Genomic DNA, 17583 nt, shown 5'->3' on the forward strand with positions numbered 1-17583 from the left:
AAAAACTGCTTATTATAGAATAGCCTATAATAAACAGTTTTTCATCATTTAACATGTTATTAAGTTTTATCTAGTAAACGCCTGCTTCGCTAAATTAACAATCGTCATATCATCCATTGGAGGGTTGTGAAGCCCGGCACGCACGTCTCTATAATAGCGCTGCAACGGATTACTGCGCTGCAAGCTACGTGCTCCTACTATGCGCATGGCTTTGTCAACAACCGTACAGGCACTATTGGTCACTACGTGTTTGACAGCTGCTAACTCTCCCGCTAATGCTGCTCGGTCGCTGGCCTCATCCCATTTACTTGCCACGCTGTACATAAAGTGACGCGCCTGCATGAGTTCCAGTTCCATCTCTCCTACTAAACGCTGCACATTTGGCAACTCGCTAATCGTCCCTTCAATACTATTAGGCGAATATTCTGTAGCAAATGCGACAGCATAATCTCTTGATGCGATGGCTGTACCCATGTAGCAAGCTGGTATATGAAGAAGCCAGCCGCTTGGCTCATTCTTTTTAAAACCACCGAGGCGTTCAACAAGAAAGTCGTATTTAATATCGACGTTTTCTAGCACAAGATCGTGACTTCCTGTCCCGCGCATTGCAATCATATCCCATGTTTCTTCTATTGAAAGTCCGCTTGTTTCACGAGGAATTAAAAATAAGCCGATCTCTTCTTCACCTTCAATGCTTGCTTTTACCAAAAAGTAATTTAACACTGGAGACATCGTGGTGAATGTTTTTCGGCCGTTGATTCGCCAGCCTTCTTTTGTTTTTACGGCTGTCGTTTCCGGTTTTCCTCCTCGAGTAGGACTTCCTGTCTTCGGTTCAGTAGCAGCGGTGTTAATAAGTGCACCTTTTTCTATTTCTTTAAAAATAAAATCGAGGATTTGCTGATTCCAAGGCTGTTTTTCACGCAAGTCCATTGTAATCCCCATATGCCATCCAATACTAAGAGCCGTAGAAGCATCTCCTTGAGCAATTAATTCTTGAAATAATAAAAAATCATAAAGGCGTAATTCATTTCCGCCATATTTGCTTTCGAGAGAAAGACGTGTATAGCCCGCTTCTTTTAACTCTTGAATATTTTCAAAGGGAAACGTACCTTCTTCATCTATTTTAAAAGCTCGTTTCTTAAATTTTTCGACTAGAGGCAGCAATTTTTCATACGTAGACTCTTGATTTTTATTTACAAATGAAACACTCATTTGCTTCATCTCCTTTTTATATGACAGAGTGTCCCTATCGGATTAATATATAGTTCTTATCATAGCATACCTCACCTTTTCTGTGCATGTTTGGTGTGTTTATCTTTCTTGTTGAATCTATTCTTTTTCCAATTTAATGGTCTGTTTTACCTACACGTTCCATACATTTAATGGAATGAAAAGAAAGGAATGGTGTGAATGAATCAATGTCCAAAATGCGGGGCCAGTGCAAGCACAGACCAATTATTTTGCAATAACTGCGGCTTTTCTTTCACCGTGTCGCCAGCTGCAGCTAAGCATAAAAAGAGCTGGTATATTGGCGGGGGTATTGCGCTTATACTTCTTTTAACTTTTGTATTTTATTTCTTTTTCTCTGGCTCAGAAGAAAAGACGGCTGACCGCTTTATTGAGGCATTAGAATCGAAAGATACAGCTGTGTTAAGAGAGTTATTAGACTCTTCGCAGTCTACTATAGTTATTAATGACACATCTATTCAAGCACTGTTAGATGCAACTTCCGATGGTTCTATTTTACGAGACGTTGAAAATGATTTAAAAAATAAATCGAGTATCTACTTCACAATAAAAGAACAGAAACATTCACTACTCTTCAAAAAACAGTACGTGGTTGTGCCGTCATCATATTATATCTCCCTCACCACGCCAGAGGATGCAACGGTTACAGTCAATGATACAAAACAATCGATATCCAAGAATCAAACGCAAAAAATAGGGCCTTTTATGATTGGAAATTACCCGCTTACAGCTTCTTATGAAAGCTCTTACGGAAAACTTACAGACCAAACCACTGTAAATTTTCACCGGCAAAAAGAAGAAAATATATTTGTGGTATTTAAAGGGGCTTACGTTACAATCTCATCGAATAGAGATGACGCTATCTTATTCGTAAATGGAAAAAGCACGGGACTGCAGGTGAATAGCTCATCACAAATAGGGCCTGTTGCCACGGATGGAAGCGTCACTGTTCATGCTGAAGTGCAAAAAGACGGCACAACGCTCAAAAGCAGTCCCTACACTATTCAAAGTGAAGAAAGTATTATGTTAAATATACAAACGCCGCCCGTCGAAAAGGAAAAAACCGTCATAAAAGAACGAGAAGTGATCGTGCCTGGGCCGCGCTCTTATGCTACTTCAAGCTCTTATATTCTTCCTGGTTCGGATTCTTACAAATTAAGCTATAGAGATATTAGCAGTTTGAGCTCGAGTGAACTAAGGCTAGCTCGAAATGAAATCTATGCGCGGCATGGGTATGTATTTAAATCGAAAGATCTTCAAGCCTATTTTTATGAAAAGTCATGGTATACGCCTGATTCATCATTTAGAGATTCCTACTTATCAAGCGTTGAAAAATACAACGTTGATTTTATTAAATCATATGAGTAAGGTGAACTCCCCTTTTGCACAGGGGAGTTTTTTGATTGAAGCGAGTGCTTACTCCTACGTTTTTTTACATACCATGATCCCTATACACGTTAAGAAATTTCTTATAGCCTTCTTCATTCTTTTCACTGTAAAATATAAAGTAGATGTACATAAACTTAATACACACATAAGGAGAGATGGAGAATGAATGGAATTGGACGACTTCCACAAAAGCTTAATGGACATTTGATTTTAGAAAATATTCAAGAAACCATGATCATTGCAGATAAAGACTATCGTGTGCAGTGGATGAATGCAAGAGCAATTGAAACACTCCAGCCAGTACTCCCAATCTACCAGTTATCTCATATCGAAGAGTTAATTGGAAAGCATATGGACTTCTTTCATTCCAATTCTGAAGAAGCGGAAAAATTACTCACCTCTCTTCATACAACCTACCGAACGCGTATAACGATTGGCAGTCAATACGTAGCAGAAGCTGTGATTCACCCTATTGATACAAAAGACGGCGAGCGTTATGGCTACTTGCTTATGCTATTAGACTTTACAGATCAAGCCGAAGCAGAGCTTGAAAAAGAACGGTTAATTGAGGATTTGTCCACGCCTTTATTAAAGATATGGGACGAGGTTTTAGCTGTGCCCATTACCGGTAAGATGGATATAGAACGTGGAAAGAAGCTAACTGAAACGGTATTGGAGGCAGTTGTAAAAGAACAGGCGCGCTATTTGCTTATTGATTTATCTTCCCTTCATTCGTTAGATGAAGAACACGGTTATTATATTAACACGCTTCACGATGCTTTGCGTTTGATTGGTACCACTTGCCTTATTGTTGGTCTTTCTTCAAAAATGGCTCTTTCGCTTGTAGATTCTCAGTTTAATTGGCGAACATTTTCCACTGTCCAACAAAGCATCTCTTACATTTTAGAAAAAAAGAATTATCATATTGCACCCATTTCATAAGCCCATCATATCATTAAGTAATCCTCTCTCAATCGCTTTTTCCTTCAATCGGAAAAGGCGATTTTAGTTATGAGGAATTGTGAACGTTTAGGCACTTATCATCATAGGATACATTAATCAACCATAGAAAAGGGTGAGAGCGTATGCCAAGTGTTATTAACATTTATAATTTAAAGATCAACAGTATCTCAAGCAACGGTTCTGTCAACATTGGCGAAGCACTCCATAACAGTCACACGGCTCATTCAAAATCCACTGGTACGAACTCTTCTTATGGCGATGTCTCACCTGCTTCCTCGAAAATGCGAAACATTTATATCGATCCTGATACAAATGACCAAACAGATATTGCAAACGTTGATCATGTCAATGGTTATCAGCAGTGATATAGGGCAATGCTTGTCAACAGCATGACGACAAACGGTGAATACATTCTCTCTTAACGCGATAGTCAGAGCGGAATGAATAAAAACAGTAAGGAGTCTCTTTATGCCTCTTCAAATTAACGGTTTTAATATCGTAACAAACGGTGTCACGCAAAACGCAAATATTGATTTTGGTTCCACCATTCAAAACAGTCACACGGCGAACTCAAAGTTTAACGGCGCGAATTTCTCTTTAGGTAACTTCTCTCCTACTTGCTCTCAAATGAATACGGGCGTGTTAGATCCTGGTGTAAGCGATCAAGATCAAATTGCAAACCCTTCAGCTCCAATTGGAAATCAAATTTAGCTTTAATAATTTTGGCGTTTTACTTGGCACATTACAAGGAGGTGTGTAAATATGTTTCCATTTGGAAAATCTCCCTTTAAAGGAATGATGGAAAATATCCCAAAAGGAATGGCATCTAAAGACATGAATAAGTATATTCAGCAAATGATTTCTTCTACGATGTCCCATTCTTTTCCGGATTTTATGCAAGGAAATGAATTCTTTAAGCAAGCCCAAGACATGATGAAAGAACAGCAGGATATGGGAACTGAAGGTCATGGACAAAAGCCAAGAAGATTTGATTCAAACGTCATCAATACATTAGATGAATGCATTGTACAGCTAAAAATCCCTAACCGCGATATTGTATCAAGCATTAAAGTCTATCATACGCCATATGTGTGTACGATTGAAGGAATAGATGGAGAAGAATCCTTCAAAGAAGAAATTCAGCTTCCTTGTTCGGTTCGTAAAAAAGGCACACGCGCCATATATCGTTCCGGAGTGTTGGAAATCCGGATGCCTAAACATGTTAATATTCCTATGTCTCAAATAGACGTCCACGATTTAGATTAAAGTGGACGTTTTTTTCTATTTTCATGCATACATATAAAATAGAAAGCTGCAAAAGGCCTTGTTTTATTTTTCTTAAGAAGGTGACAAATATGAATCATGGAAAATTTAAAAAGTGGGCAGAAACGTTACAAGAAGAAAACCATACGAAATTTTGGGAAAAGATTTTTGATGATGATCATGAAGAACAGAATGATACGGAAGCAGATGCTTCTCCTCAAATTGTAAATGAGTATCGAGATTATCCTTTAATTGATGTATATGAATGGGCAAATCAGCTGTTAGTTGTAATTGAAATACCCGGTGCTAAACGAACAGATGTCGAATTGACCATGCACGAAAATACTTTACACATATCCGGTTCATCTCTTTTAACCGTGAAGGATGCAAATGTTCTTCACAAAGAAAGACGTGAAGGAACGTTTCAACGATCAATCATCCTTCCGCCTGCTGTAGGGGAAGCGCCGTGTCACGCATCATTTAAAGATGGTCTTTTGCATGTGAAATTTGATTTGTAATTTATTGTGCAGAACTATACGTAGCATGAAAGGCAGGGAATTTCATGTTTTCTAAGTGGTTTAAACAATCGCCTAAAATTGAAACAGTCCGTAAAATAAATCCGTCTTCCCTTCCAACTCAAAAAAAAGCAGGTCCCATAGACCAACGTTCTAATCAAAAGCGGAAAGAATTACCCGAAAAGATGAAAGCTAAAAAACAGTCTAATCTAAAAAAACCCCCTCAACAGCCAAAGAAGTTGCCTAGCCAAATGGAGCCTAAGACCTCTGCTGAAGCTGAATTCACAAAACCTGCTCTTTTGTCAGATTCAGCGCTGAACCTGCAGGGAATTATTGATCAAGTGACGCGTTTAACCGACGCGATCCCTAAAATAGAAGAGCTTCATCAGCAATTAAATGAATCAGCTCACCTTATTCAATCACTGTCTCAACTGCACGAGCAAACAGCTCATTTACTCTCGGCTATGCAGTCAGCTCCTAATTTCGAAGCTATTCAAAATCAGCTCTCTGCGTTAAAGGAAGAATCGTCCAATACAGCCTTATATGAGATGGTGAAAACTCTTGACAAAAAGATTGATGAAATAACTCAGCCAAAGCAGTCCATTGTTGTTGAAAAAATCATGGTCGAAAAAGTATTGTTAGACAAAATTGATCTTAGTAATAATTTCGGCCAGCTAGGCATTAAAGATTTGACCGGTCACTTAAACATCGGCACCACTTACAGCGCTGACTCTGATCAAGTAGATGAAGAAGTCAAAGACTTGTTTTCTGTTAAGCTAAAAGAAAAAAAGATTGATGAACATACAACTGAGACAACGATGAGTTCAGGAGGTGAAACAGAAAAGTCTGATGATCACTCCGAAGAATAAAAAATGACCGCTACTGCTTATTTAAAGCAACTGTCGGTCATTTTTGTTTCCATAAATAGTTGTAATTCTTTTTGGAGTCGTTCCATCAAGAACTCTGAAATTTCTTCTTGATTTTCTTCTTTATGATGAGATGATGCTACAACAATACGTCCTGTTTTTCCTAAGAAAGATCGGTACTCAATTACCTTCATCGCAGCATGAAGTAAGTTCCCGTCCGAAAGCGGCGCATTTGTTAGTAGAACAATATTTACTTCGTTTTCTTTTTGTCCATGTGTCAGCACAGCCAGCCACGAGTAACCTTTATCGTCTTTTAAGCGAACTTCATGACTATATAAAGACGCAGATTTCCACGCCGCGTTAGCACTGCTTTGCTGTTGAACAATTTCTTGACACCAGTCTAGACCTGTTTCATTTGAACCCAGTGAAAGAGTTCTCAAAGGACGAACAAAGGATAAACATAGGTTGTCCGGTTCCTTTTGTAACTGATACAACTCATGGAAGTCCGTCTCTGGATATTGATACGGCGGCACAAAAGCAATTTGTCGCTTGTTCACAGCGGGATGGTGAAATACATGCAAATCAACCCCATATACTCTTTTTAACGTAGCTGCATCCTGAAAAATAGCATCCATCCCAGTTTCTTCTACTCTTCCATCTTTCAGCAACACGGCATTATCTGCAAACAGCGAGGCGATGTTGAGATCATGCAAAATGGCCAGGACCGTTAAGCTCATTTCCTGCTGTAAAGTTTTTAACAGCTGAAGCAGTTCCATTGTATGTTTTACATCTAAGTGATTCGTTGGTTCATCAAGAAGTAAGTAGTCAGGTTCTTGCGCTAGTGCTTTAGCCAGTAAAACCCGCTGTTTTTCTCCACCGCTTAGCGATTGAAAAGTATGATTTCTATAGTGCCAGACGTTTGTTAATTTCATCACGCTTTCCACCACTTCTTCATCCTGTGCTGATACAGTGCTAAACAATCCTTTTGCCTGATAAGGGTAACGTCCAAGTGAAACAATTTCTTGAACCGTAAATTCTAGCCCAATTTGATTTTCTTGCGTCATGACTGCAACTTTTTGCGCCAGTTGTTTTGGTGAATAAGCCTTCACTGACTTTCCTTCCACCTTCACTTCTCCTGATTGAATGGTTAATACATTCATAATTAAGCGAATAAGCGTTGTTTTCCCGCTTCCATTTGGTCCTAGTAAAGCGACAAAAGAACCTTTGTCTACGGTGAACGTGATGTCACGAACGGTTGGCTGCTGCTTATCGTATCCTCCTGTCACATTATATAGTTCAATCATGATATTCCTCTCTTCCGCATACGTTCTTTTACAAGGAGCAGGGTAAAAATTGGCGAACCAATTAAGGCGGTTACGACTCCAATCGGCAGTTCACGAGGTTCTAATATCGTTCGTGCCAATAAATCTGCTAAAACCAAATAACTTCCTCCAATTAAAATAGAAAGCGGCAGTACATGCTTATGATTAGCTCCCGCTACGAGACGCACTACGTGGGGGATAACTAAGCCAACAAATCCAATTGCCCCAGATACTGATACCGCAGCCCCTGTTAATACGGATGCACCTATTAAAATCATTCTTTTTTTCTTCTTTACGTCTATTCCCATAAACTGAGCGGATTGATCGCCAAATGCTAAGCCGTTCAGCTCTTTTACATGTAACAACAGCATAATTGTACCGATCAAAAAGAACGGCCCTAAAATTTGAATATGAGACCATCCTCTCATTGATACGCTTCCCATTAGCCAGTATAAAACCTGCCTTACATCTTCTTCGGGAGAAAGAGCCACAATTAATGAAATAAGCGCGCTCATAAAGGATGATAAAATAATCCCCGCTAAGATGATGGTTTCATTGGCCAAATTGCCGCTTGCGAGTTTCGTAATACCAAAAACTAAAAGAAGAGTAATAAAACCAGATACAATGCCGACTACAGGCAGCGTGAAGATAGACAAACCAAAAATACTCCAATGAAAATAAATTGCCATGACAGAGCCAAGGGTTGCACCTGAGGAAACCCCGATCGTATAAGGATCGGCAAGAGAGTTTCTTAATAGCCCTTGAAAGGCAGCCCCTGCTATTGAAAGCGAAGCTCCTACTAAAAATGCCACCAGTACTCTTGGAAAACGAATTTGCCAAATGATTAAATCCATGTTTTCCGGACCGTGATATAAGGATAGCCCGGTAAGGTGGCCAATAATAATTTTGATTGTATCTCCTACGGTTAACGAAACTGTACCAATAAATACGCCCATAATTACCGAAGTACATACAATAAATAAACTGACTATGTATAAAATAGATGCTTTGTTAAAAAAAATACGTTTAAAAATCAATACGTTCAGCTCCTCTAGGAAACGAGGCGTGATGTTTTACATTACATTAACCATTCATTTTCCTGTCCATAAACCATGCTTCCACCATGCATTAAGTTGGAAACAATCATCTTTTATTTGTTACGAGTGCTAGACTGTTGAACTAGGCAACGTAGAATAGCGTACTAAAGTTCTCGGTAAAAAAACAAGCGAAAGCCCCTACAAGCTATACTTTTTGTGTTTGCTCCGGGCTTTTATAGTTGTCTATTAAATGATACAGCTTTTCCATATCTACGGCTTCTCTCACATATGCTGCTGCTTTTGAAAAAGACTCCTCTTTTTGCAGGCGACTGTTGAATGTGTCCGTAATAGGCGGCAATTTTTTATGTTTACGAATTTGATTAAGCAAAGCTCTGCGCAAAGCATCGTTATGAAACACATCATGAACATACGTGCCAATGACGTTGTCTTTAACCGTTCCTTCTTTTTCATGCTCTACCACTGCAAAAGCTTCCGTGGTGCTCTTAGAAAACGTCTTTCCCATATGAATTTCGTAGCCTTCAATCGAAACTCTTTCACTTTCTAGCTGGACATACCCAGAAACTCTTTCTGTTTTTTTGCTGGTTGTCATAACGGTTTCCACCGGAAGCAAGCCCAGCCCTTTAATGGATTCAATCCGAGATTCTACTGCATCAGGGTCTGTAATTGTCTCCCCTAGCATTTGATATCCTCCGCAGATGCCAATGACGTGAACGTTCGTTGTGTTCAAAACTTGATTAATGGCTAGAGCCAGGCCGCTTTCTTGTAAAAACTGAGCATCTTCAATCGTATTTTTGCTTCCTGGTAAAACAATTAAATCAGGCGTACCTAATTGCGACGGCTTGGTTATAAGCCTCACGTGACAGTCTTCTTCTAAGCTTAAAGGATCGATGTCTGTAAAATTTGAGATGCGCGGGTACGAGATAACCGCAATATCAATTTCTTTTAACGGATTCACAAGCGTTGAGTAATTTCTAAGTGATAACGAATCTTCCGCATCAATTTCCACGTTGTTCATATAAGGAATAACTCCTAGAACCGGAACACCCGTGTATTCTTCAAACCACTTCAAACCTGGTTTTAAAAGTTCTAAATCTCCTCGGAATTTATTAATTAACACCCCGATAACTCTAGACTTGTGTTCATCTGGAAGCAATTGAAGAGTACCCACTAGGCTCGCAAAAACTCCTCCTTTATCAATATCTCCTACTAACACAACAGGCGCTTGGGCTATTTTTGCAACGCGCATATTTACGAGTTCCCGATCGTTCAAATTGACTTCAGCAGGACTTCCAGCGCCTTCAATCACAATTCGATCATAATGACTGGCAAGCTCTTTATAAGCTTCCGTGATAACGTTTAAACCTTCATTAAAAAATTCTTGCCGATACTGAAAAGCAAACATATTACGTAGCGGTTTTCCGTGAACGACAATTTGAGATTCATGATCACGAGTTGGTTTAATTAAAATAGGGTTCATATTGGTTGTTGCTTCTACTCCAGCCGCTTCTGCTTGAATTCCTTGCGCTCTGCCAATTTCTTTTCCATCCATTGTAATGTATGAATTAAGCGCCATATTTTGCGATTTAAACGGTGCAGTTTGATAGCCGTCTTCTTTAAAAATACGGCAAAATGCTGTAGCAATCATGCTTTTTCCAGCGTCTGAGTGCGTTCCTTGAATCATAAGCGGTTTTCCTTTTTTCACTTTTTCCACTCCCTACCACATAAAAAAACCTTAACTGTAAAAGTCAAGGTTTGGTCATGCGCTCATTAACACATTGTCTTGACTTATTTCTCCCACCGAAAAATAAGGGGTTTTTAAAAGCAGGTCTCCTGGCTTATGCTTCATTTTACTTCTGCACCCTTCCTAGTTTGACTAGTGGGTCTTTGCAGGTTCATCCACATTTACAGTAGCGGGGGCTGCACCGGATTTACACCGATTTCCCTATTATCCTCCTTAGAGGCACTTTTAAAATCATTTATTCTTTATTGTAACGAATTTTATAACCATTCACAATAACGATTTTCTTCTATTATTATATATTACTGTGCTTATACTTATTTGGGTCTCGTATGCTATAATAACAATTATTTTCCAAACATCTTATGAAATAGCTAGGAAGGTGCTCACAGTTGAAGAAAAAAATGATTTATACCTTTATTGGTTCGCTTGTTCTTTATATAGTAATTATATCTTTTTGTATGTATCAAACTGCTCACAAGTCTGTTCCACATAACGCAGATTATGTCCTCGTTTTAGGTTCTAAAGTAGATGGTGATCAAATGTCTCCTAGTTTAAAAGAACGAGTAAAGACGGCCTTATCTTATTTACAAGCACATCAACAAACAAAAGTTATCGTAACGGGCGGAAAAGGATCCGATGAAGAAATTTCTGAAGCAGAGGCAGCCTATCGTTTTCTGCGGAAAGAAGGAATTAAAAAGAATCGAATTATAAAAGAAGATCAGTCAACTTCTACTTTTGAGAATTTTACTTTTACTAAACAGAAAGTTGATATTCAACACAAAAAAGTCGTGCTTGTTAGCAGTGATTTTCATTTGTTTCGCGCTTCTATTATTGCCAAGCGCCAAGGTTTTGATGTTTATCCTTTAGGCGCAAAGACACCAAATTCAATTAAACTTCAAGCCTACTTTCGTGAGTATGCTGCTATATTAAAAACATGGCTGTTTGATAAATAAATAGAGTACACGCCTATACAAACGAAAAACACGGCATGAATTCATGCCGTGTTTTTTATTAATCATCTGTATCGATAACTGCTTTTGGTAAACCTGTGTATTTCGCCCAGTAGAAAATACCAAGTGAAACAAGAGCAATTAAAATTAAGTCAAGCGGGTTGCTTAGCACACCTTGTCCTCCACCAAATGAACCTAGATAAGAGATAACAAGCATAATAATATAATAAGCAACTAGCCACCAAGCAGATTTAAGCTGCTGTGCAAATTTTACGACGTCAGTTGGTACATATTTCTTAAACGCTACGTAGATAACAACCATTAGAAGCTGTGATCCTAGCAGCCAAGAAATTGTCGTCCATCCTGACCAATATACGATGTATGAACAGAAAATAAATGAAACAGGAGCAATAACGCTCATGCCTTTTAATTTAAAAGGCTTCTTAAGGTCTTTTGCATTTACTCTGAATGCAGCAGCTGAAATTGGCGCAATCGCATAAGACAGAATAAGTGCCACTGAACATACGTTTACTAGCGCTTCCCAAGAAGGAAATGGCAGTGTCCAGAATACGGACATTCCAAATGATAGCCATAGTGATGCACGTGGAATTCCTGTTTTCTTATCTACTTTTGAGAAACGTTTAAATAATGTTCCATTACGAGACCAAGCATAAACTAAACGAGAAGTTGTATTCATGAAGATGTTCCCGTTACCGCCTGGTGATAAAATAGCATCAAAAATAACAAGCGTTACTAACCAGCCAAGGCCTAAAATAAGTGCAATATCTTTAAATGGTAAAGAGAATTGCTCTTGAATTGTTCCCCATCCTCCTGATAGCATATCAGCCGGGATGTTACCAATGAACAATACTTGCAGTGCTGTGTAAATAATCGCTGAAAGTACAATACAGATAATGAGCGCGATTGGAATATTACGCTGCGGGTTTTTAACTTCACTGGCTACAGAAACAATAGGGTGAAGTCCTAGGTAAGCAAACATAACGCCACCTGTTGAAATGGCTGCTTGAATACCATTAAAACCAAACGGAGCAAAATCGCCAGTTGTAAAGTTAGCTGATTTAAAGTGATAAGCTAACACGACGATAATTGTAAGAGGAACCGCATATTTGAACACAGATATAATGACATTTGACTTAGCAAATGCTTTTACACTTACGTAGTTAATGATAAAAAATAGCGTTAATAACGCGAACTGAAATAACCAGCCGATTGTAGTAGGCGATTCAGAACCATGTTTAGTTAGACCAGGAAGCCAAAACGCAACATACTGACGTACAGCCGTTACCTCGATGGCAATCAAGCTTGTGTAAGCAATAATGGTAATGAATGAAATTAAGTAACCCACTAAATGACCATGCGAGTAAACCGGATAACGGATAATTCCACCGGTACGCGGCAGCGCTGCTCCAAGTTCAGCATACACTAAACCGATAAGTAAAATAATGACTCCGCCAATCAGCCACGAAAAACTTCCGGCTGGACCAGCCTTTGACGCTACGTTACTAACCGCAAATAACCAGGCGGAACCAAAAATAGCTCCCATCCCAATTAACGTTAGGTCAAGTAACGATATTGATTTTTTAAATTTTCCTTGATTTCCTTGATCAGACATAAAATCCTCCTTTAAAATTCCCACTCCACATATCTACGCCCTTGCGTCCGATATGGGATTCTTTACATCATCCTCCTCTTACTAAGACCTCACAAGTGGATATGTTAACAAATATTCTCTAAAAAACCAAGTTAAAAACTTTATTTTTTTGTAAAACATCGTTGAATTGCTTATGTATAGCGCATAAATTCCACAGAAGATTTGAGGACTACTCCTCCTATTTAACCGCATTTTTCTTAGGTTAAACATAAAAGAATATTCAAACTATTTACTAAAAAAAGGGTCTGAGACATAACGAAATCAACCGCTAGAAGCAGCTACATACGCAACACCTACGCTTGCCATACCAATGAAAAAATCCGAACGATTCATCGTTCGGATTTTGCTTCAACTAAAATAATTTTGTCCGTACCTCTTTTTTCTTATTTAAATACTTTTACACGTTCACTTAGCGGTTGAAATTCTTTTTCGCCCGCTGGCGCCACAGGATTACCAAATGGCATTTGAGCAATTAATTTCCATGAGCTTGGAATATTCCAAGCTGCTTTTACTTCATCGTCAATCAATGGATTGTAATGCTGTAAAGTTGCTCCTAGGCCTTCCAGCTCAAGCGCTGTCCAAATCACATGCTGCAGCATACCTGATGATTGGTTAGACCAAACCGGGAAATTTTCGCTATAAGATGCGAACTGCTTTTGCAATCCTTCAATTACTTCTTGATCTTCAAAGAAAAGAACTGTTCCATAGCCGCTTCCGAATAAGTTCATTTTTTGATCCGTATCTGAAAAATTTTCAGCTGGAACAATTTTACGAAGCGTTTCTCTCGTAATATTCCATACTTTATCATGCTGTTCGCCAAATAAAACAACTACGCGTGCGCTTTGAGAATTAAATGATGAAGGGGTATGTTTCACCGCAAAGTTAATAATTTCTTCAATTTTTTCTTCTGATATTTTTACATTTTTATCAATTGCATAAATAGAACGTCGATTTTTAATTGCTTCATAAAAATCTTTTCCAACCTGTTGTTGATCACTTGATTTATCAAATAATTTATCTAAAAAACCCATTTTCCACACTCCTAATTGTTTGTTTTTTTAACTTAAATTGCATGTTTATACCCTTCCCCCTGATAAAAGGAGATAAACAAGGTATAATGAATTCTTATATCTCTAATTCGAGATATTAAACTAAAAAAATATTAATTGAAATTTAATTACTTTATGTAACTTACTTTACAATGATTATTTTAGTCTGTCAAGAAAAAAATGATTATCTTTTTCCTTTCTTGATTATATGAAAAAAGACCGCTAGATACGGCAGTCTTTTTTCACAGATGCTTAATGTTCATAAATCATCTTTCGCGTCATTCCCCCGTCTACTACGAGGTTAACTCCTGTTACAAAATCATTTTCAACGTTTGTTAAGTACATACACGCCCTTGAAATATCGGCTGGCGTTCCCACCCGATTAGACGGATGCTGCGTATGATCGATTTCACGAAGGCCATCGTAGTCAGATGTCTCAACCCATCCTGGAGAAATAGCGTTTACTGTGATATTGTCATCACCAAGTGAAATGGCAAGTGCATGAGTTAAAGCAACGATTCCTCCTTTTGTAGCCGCATAGGCTTCTGTGTGAGGTTCAGACATTGTAGCTCTTGTAGAAGCTAAGTTTACAATGGAGCCTCCGCTTTCGTTTTTTCTCATCACCTTAGCTGCTTCGCGAGAGCATAGAAACACGCTGCGCAGGTTCGTATTGATAATGTCATCCCATTCATCAATGGTTAGCTCATACGGTGATTTCCAGCGGGAAACGCCTGCATTATTAATCAAAATATGTATCGTTCCATACGTACTGACCGTTTTTTCAACGAGATTTAAAATGTCGCCTTCTTTTCGGACGTCTGTTTTCACAAAAATGGCTTCTCCGCCTTGTCTTTGAATAGCTTCCGCGTGACCCTCTCCTTCGGTTTCGTCCACATCTGCCAATACCACTTTTGCTCCTTGTTTCGCGTATGCGCGGGATACATCTTTACCTATTCCGTTCGCAGCTCCGGTAACAACAACAACTAAATCTTTAAACGACATATCATCTCCTCCTTATACGCTTTATTCACTTTTTTCTTCGTCTTTAAACAAGTGATCCGTGACGAAAAGAGCAAACGTTTCAGCCGTTAACTTGCATCCAGAAGCTTTTGGGTGACCTCCTCCTCCAAGGTGCCCAACAATTTCTGCTAAGTTGATTTCGTCTTTTACTGCACGGAAGCCAATCTTTTGGCGTCCCATGTCCACCATAACGGAAAAGTCGATATCTTCGTTTTCTAGACACAGTGCATTTCCTAGCTCAGACTGATATGTATCTGCAAATACAATCCCTGCGTTGTACGCTGTTTTATCAATTTCAACCCTTTCTTTTATGATTTGTTTTTGTTTGTCATAAATGTATTTTTCAATCTTTTTTTCTTCTGCTTCTAGTAAAATTTCGTGTTTGTCCGTAAACGTAAATTCTTGATTTTCAGTATGATACGATTCACGAAGTGTTTCTAGAATGGTTTCTTTAAATTCTTCATGCGGGATTAGATAATATAGGTGATTAAGGCGCTTTGCTTTCAAGTTATTTTCATGGAACCAGTCCCACGTATCAAATAAGCGCACAAGTTCTACGTACTCATCAAGCAACGCCGTTTTTTGGAGCATGTTGCGGCGCACTAAGTAGTCATAGAAAAGAGATGTAGCTGCCGTCTTTTTACCGTTTTCATCTTCCGCAATAACATGAACCCAATCGTATTTCTCAGCTAGTGGAAGAGCAGAGATATGATGGTCAATAAGAGTGATTTGCTGGCCTTTTTTTACCAGTTCATTTAATTTTTCCGCTACTTCCTCATTTACGCTAATATCCGTTATGTATAAAGCTGTGTCTCCATCGTTTTCTTCTTCAATAAAATGTGTCACTGTGTCATTGATGCGGCCAATGCTTACCGTGCTGTAATCAAAGTTGTCATCGCTAAACGCTAACCGACCCAACAGTGCTGGACTTACCCCGTCTAAATCGTTATGTGAAATTAATTTTATTTTTGTCATTAATCAAAACTCCTTTATTTTCAGTCGCCTTAGTATATGTACCGGCTTGTATATTATAGCAATTTCAGCATAAAAATGCTGTCATTTACTTTGAAGAGAAGGAATATATTCGCAATAAACAAAACTGAAGTAAACGTTCAGACTTAGACTTGCCTGTATCAAAAGAGAATGAGACATAACTACATCGATTCAATTAACAGCTAGAAGCAACTACACACATGAAACCTACGCTCACCTGTACCAATGAAAAAATCCGAACGAATGTGATTCTTTATCAAGAATCTCAATTCATCGTTCGGATTTTCTTTTAAATAATCTACTTTTGTTCTAGCCTCTTTCCTCTTATTCTAAATTGCTATGCTGCTTAAACGCCTGTTCATGATCCGTGTGATTCAAATTCCCGTATTCTAAGCAAATGGCATCAAATACAACGTGAGCACATTGATCAAATAATGAGCCTAAAGGCTGAATAGAAGCGGCTTCATTTTCGCTTCGGTATTTGGTTGCAGCGGGAATGTGCAGCAGCTCATCAGTATGAGCAGTTAACGGTGATTCTGTACTAGCTGAAATGCCGATAACTGAACATCCTACTTCTTTGGCTTTTTTAGCTACACTCACCACTTGCTGTGTTTTTCCTGAACCAGATACGGCCACCAACACGTCACCTGCTGCAATCGAAGGAGTAATGGTCTCCCCTACAACATATACTGTCGCACCTAAATGCATCAGTCTCATCGCAAATGATTTGCCCATTAACCCAGAGCGGCCTTCGCCTATAACAAAAATTCGTTTCGCTTGGTAAAGTGAAAACGCTACTTCTTCTATTTGCGGTTCTTTTATGTGATTCATTACGGCCGTAATTTCGTCTAAAATCGTTTGTGTTTTTGTCATTATACGTTCCCCCTGCTCATAAATAAGTTTTGAAATTCAGCAGATGCCTTTGCCACATCCGCACTTTTTGTAATCGCTGATCCAATAATCGCGACGTCCGCTTTCATTTGAAGTAACGATGCTGCTGAGGCTGGATTAATTCCTCCTGCTACTGCTATTTGGGCATCTGAATGAAAATATTGCCGCAAATTTATTTGACTCAGCGATTTTCCTTCTTTTTCTTGCTCGTCTTTGCTGATATGATGGCAAAAAATAGCGTTTCTATAAATACCTACTTGCTTTTGCGAGCTGCTTGATGTGTTTAATAAATCAACCATCATTTTTTTATTCCATTTTTCGCTGACATTTGCGCAAGTATCTATCGTAGGTAAAGGTGATACGCCCATGACTGTTGCTATATCTGCACCTGCTTGATAGCACATTGTAAACTCATACTCTGCGTTATCAATTGTTTTGATATCTGCTACAATCGTCTTGTGTGGAAATGCCTGTTTGATTTTATAAATGCTTTCAATTCCATACTCTTTTATAAGAGATGTACCTACTTCAATCCAATCAACAGAGGGTTCTGCCAGCTTGGCAAGGATAATAGCTTCTTCAATTGTGACACGATCTAATGCTACTTGTATCTTCATATTTTTTTTCCTCACTTTCTACTAAA

At 38.7% G+C, this 17583-nt stretch carries 18 protein-coding genes and 1 riboswitch; of the genes, 8 read left to right on the top strand and 10 right to left on the bottom strand.

Going from position 1 to position 17583, the window contains the following annotated elements; all coding sequences use genetic code 11:
* Nucleotides 1-66: 66 nt before the first annotated feature.
* The gene (locus JNUCC25_RS14705; protein WP_029322539.1) at nt 67-1212 is read right to left on the bottom strand and encodes an acyl-CoA dehydrogenase family protein; all 1146 of its coding nucleotides are present in this window, start codon (nt 1210-1212) and stop codon (nt 67-69) included.
* A gap of 198 nt (nt 1213-1410) precedes the next feature.
* Here JNUCC25_RS14705 and JNUCC25_RS14710 point away from each other — a divergent pair, with 198 nt between their 5' ends.
* The 7 genes from JNUCC25_RS14710 to JNUCC25_RS14740 all read left to right on the top strand — a co-directional run bounded on the left by JNUCC25_RS14710 (nt 1411) and on the right by JNUCC25_RS14740 (nt 6247).
* Nucleotides 1411-2616, top strand: coding sequence for a TcaA 3rd/4th domain-containing protein (locus JNUCC25_RS14710; protein ID WP_078081939.1), 1206 nt, complete (start codon nt 1411-1413; stop codon nt 2614-2616).
* A 183-nt stretch (nt 2617-2799) separates the two neighbouring features.
* Nucleotides 2800-3579: an STAS domain-containing protein gene (locus tag JNUCC25_RS14715; RefSeq protein WP_064471816.1), complete on the top strand. Its 780-nt coding sequence runs from the start codon at nt 2800-2802 to the stop codon at nt 3577-3579.
* Between the two features lie 143 nt (nt 3580-3722).
* Nucleotides 3723-3965, top strand: a complete 243-nt coding sequence (locus JNUCC25_RS14720) for a spore germination protein (RefSeq protein ID WP_013057625.1) — start codon at nt 3723-3725, stop codon at nt 3963-3965.
* A 103-nt stretch (nt 3966-4068) separates the two neighbouring features.
* A complete protein-coding gene (locus JNUCC25_RS14725; protein WP_029322547.1) occupies nt 4069-4311 on the top strand; it encodes a spore germination protein in 243 nt (80 codons plus the stop codon).
* Nucleotides 4312-4362: 51 nt separating this feature from the next.
* Entirely contained in the window at nt 4363-4866 is a 504-nt protein-coding gene (locus tag JNUCC25_RS14730) for an Hsp20/alpha crystallin family protein (protein ID WP_013057627.1), read from the top strand.
* An 89-nt stretch (nt 4867-4955) separates the two neighbouring features.
* On the top strand, nt 4956-5381 hold the full coding sequence (locus JNUCC25_RS14735; protein ID WP_013057628.1) for an Hsp20/alpha crystallin family protein: 426 nt from the start codon (nt 4956-4958) through the stop codon (nt 5379-5381).
* A 44-nt stretch (nt 5382-5425) separates the two neighbouring features.
* Entirely contained in the window at nt 5426-6247 is an 822-nt protein-coding gene (locus tag JNUCC25_RS14740) for a hypothetical protein (protein WP_078081940.1), read from the top strand.
* A 17-nt stretch (nt 6248-6264) separates the two neighbouring features.
* Here JNUCC25_RS14740 and JNUCC25_RS14745 read toward each other — a convergent pair whose 3' ends face one another.
* The 3 genes from JNUCC25_RS14745 to JNUCC25_RS14755 form a co-directional block, all read right to left on the bottom strand.
* The gene (locus JNUCC25_RS14745) at nt 6265-7548 is read right to left on the bottom strand and encodes an ABC transporter ATP-binding protein (RefSeq protein ID WP_029322552.1); all 1284 of its coding nucleotides are present in this window, start codon (nt 7546-7548) and stop codon (nt 6265-6267) included.
* On the bottom strand, nt 7545-8603 hold the full coding sequence (locus tag JNUCC25_RS14750; RefSeq protein WP_013057631.1) for a FecCD family ABC transporter permease: 1059 nt from the start codon (nt 8601-8603) through the stop codon (nt 7545-7547). Before JNUCC25_RS14750 ends, JNUCC25_RS14745 begins: the two co-directional genes overlap by 4 nt.
* A 205-nt stretch (nt 8604-8808) precedes the next feature.
* A complete protein-coding gene (locus tag JNUCC25_RS14755) occupies nt 8809-10335 on the bottom strand; it encodes a cobyric acid synthase (protein ID WP_454222054.1) in 1527 nt (508 codons plus the stop codon).
* Between the two features lie 92 nt (nt 10336-10427).
* Nucleotides 10428-10607, bottom strand: a riboswitch (cobalamin riboswitch).
* 147 nt (nt 10608-10754) lie between these two features.
* Between JNUCC25_RS14755 and JNUCC25_RS14760 the strand changes: the two genes are divergently transcribed.
* Nucleotides 10755-11318: a YdcF family protein gene (locus tag JNUCC25_RS14760; RefSeq protein ID WP_078081942.1), complete on the top strand. Its 564-nt coding sequence runs from the start codon at nt 10755-10757 to the stop codon at nt 11316-11318.
* A 58-nt stretch (nt 11319-11376) separates the two neighbouring features.
* Here JNUCC25_RS14760 and JNUCC25_RS14765 read toward each other — a convergent pair whose 3' ends face one another.
* The 6 genes from JNUCC25_RS14765 to hxlA all read right to left on the bottom strand — a co-directional run bounded on the left by JNUCC25_RS14765 (nt 11377) and on the right by hxlA (nt 17557).
* Entirely contained in the window at nt 11377-12948 is a 1572-nt protein-coding gene (locus tag JNUCC25_RS14765; RefSeq protein WP_013057634.1) for an APC family permease, read from the bottom strand.
* Between the two features lie 422 nt (nt 12949-13370).
* On the bottom strand, nt 13371-14018 hold the full coding sequence (locus tag JNUCC25_RS14770) for a nitroreductase family protein (protein ID WP_013057635.1): 648 nt from the start codon (nt 14016-14018) through the stop codon (nt 13371-13373).
* Nucleotides 14019-14288: 270 nt separating this feature from the next.
* On the bottom strand, nt 14289-15038 hold the full coding sequence (locus JNUCC25_RS14775) for a glucose 1-dehydrogenase (RefSeq protein ID WP_064471818.1): 750 nt from the start codon (nt 15036-15038) through the stop codon (nt 14289-14291).
* 21 nt (nt 15039-15059) lie between these two features.
* Entirely contained in the window at nt 15060-16031 is a 972-nt protein-coding gene (locus JNUCC25_RS14780; protein WP_013057637.1) for a DHH family phosphoesterase, read from the bottom strand.
* A 342-nt stretch (nt 16032-16373) separates the two neighbouring features.
* Complete coding sequence (gene hxlB / locus JNUCC25_RS14785) at nt 16374-16922, bottom strand: 6-phospho-3-hexuloisomerase (protein WP_013057638.1); 549 nt, start codon at nt 16920-16922, stop codon at nt 16374-16376.
* On the bottom strand, nt 16922-17557 hold the full coding sequence (gene hxlA / locus JNUCC25_RS14790) for a 3-hexulose-6-phosphate synthase (protein WP_013057639.1): 636 nt from the start codon (nt 17555-17557) through the stop codon (nt 16922-16924). The genes hxlB and hxlA overlap by 1 nt, the downstream gene beginning before the upstream one ends.
* Nucleotides 17558-17583: the final 26 nt, after the last annotated feature.

The organism is Priestia sp. JNUCC 25 (genome assembly GCF_053667915.1).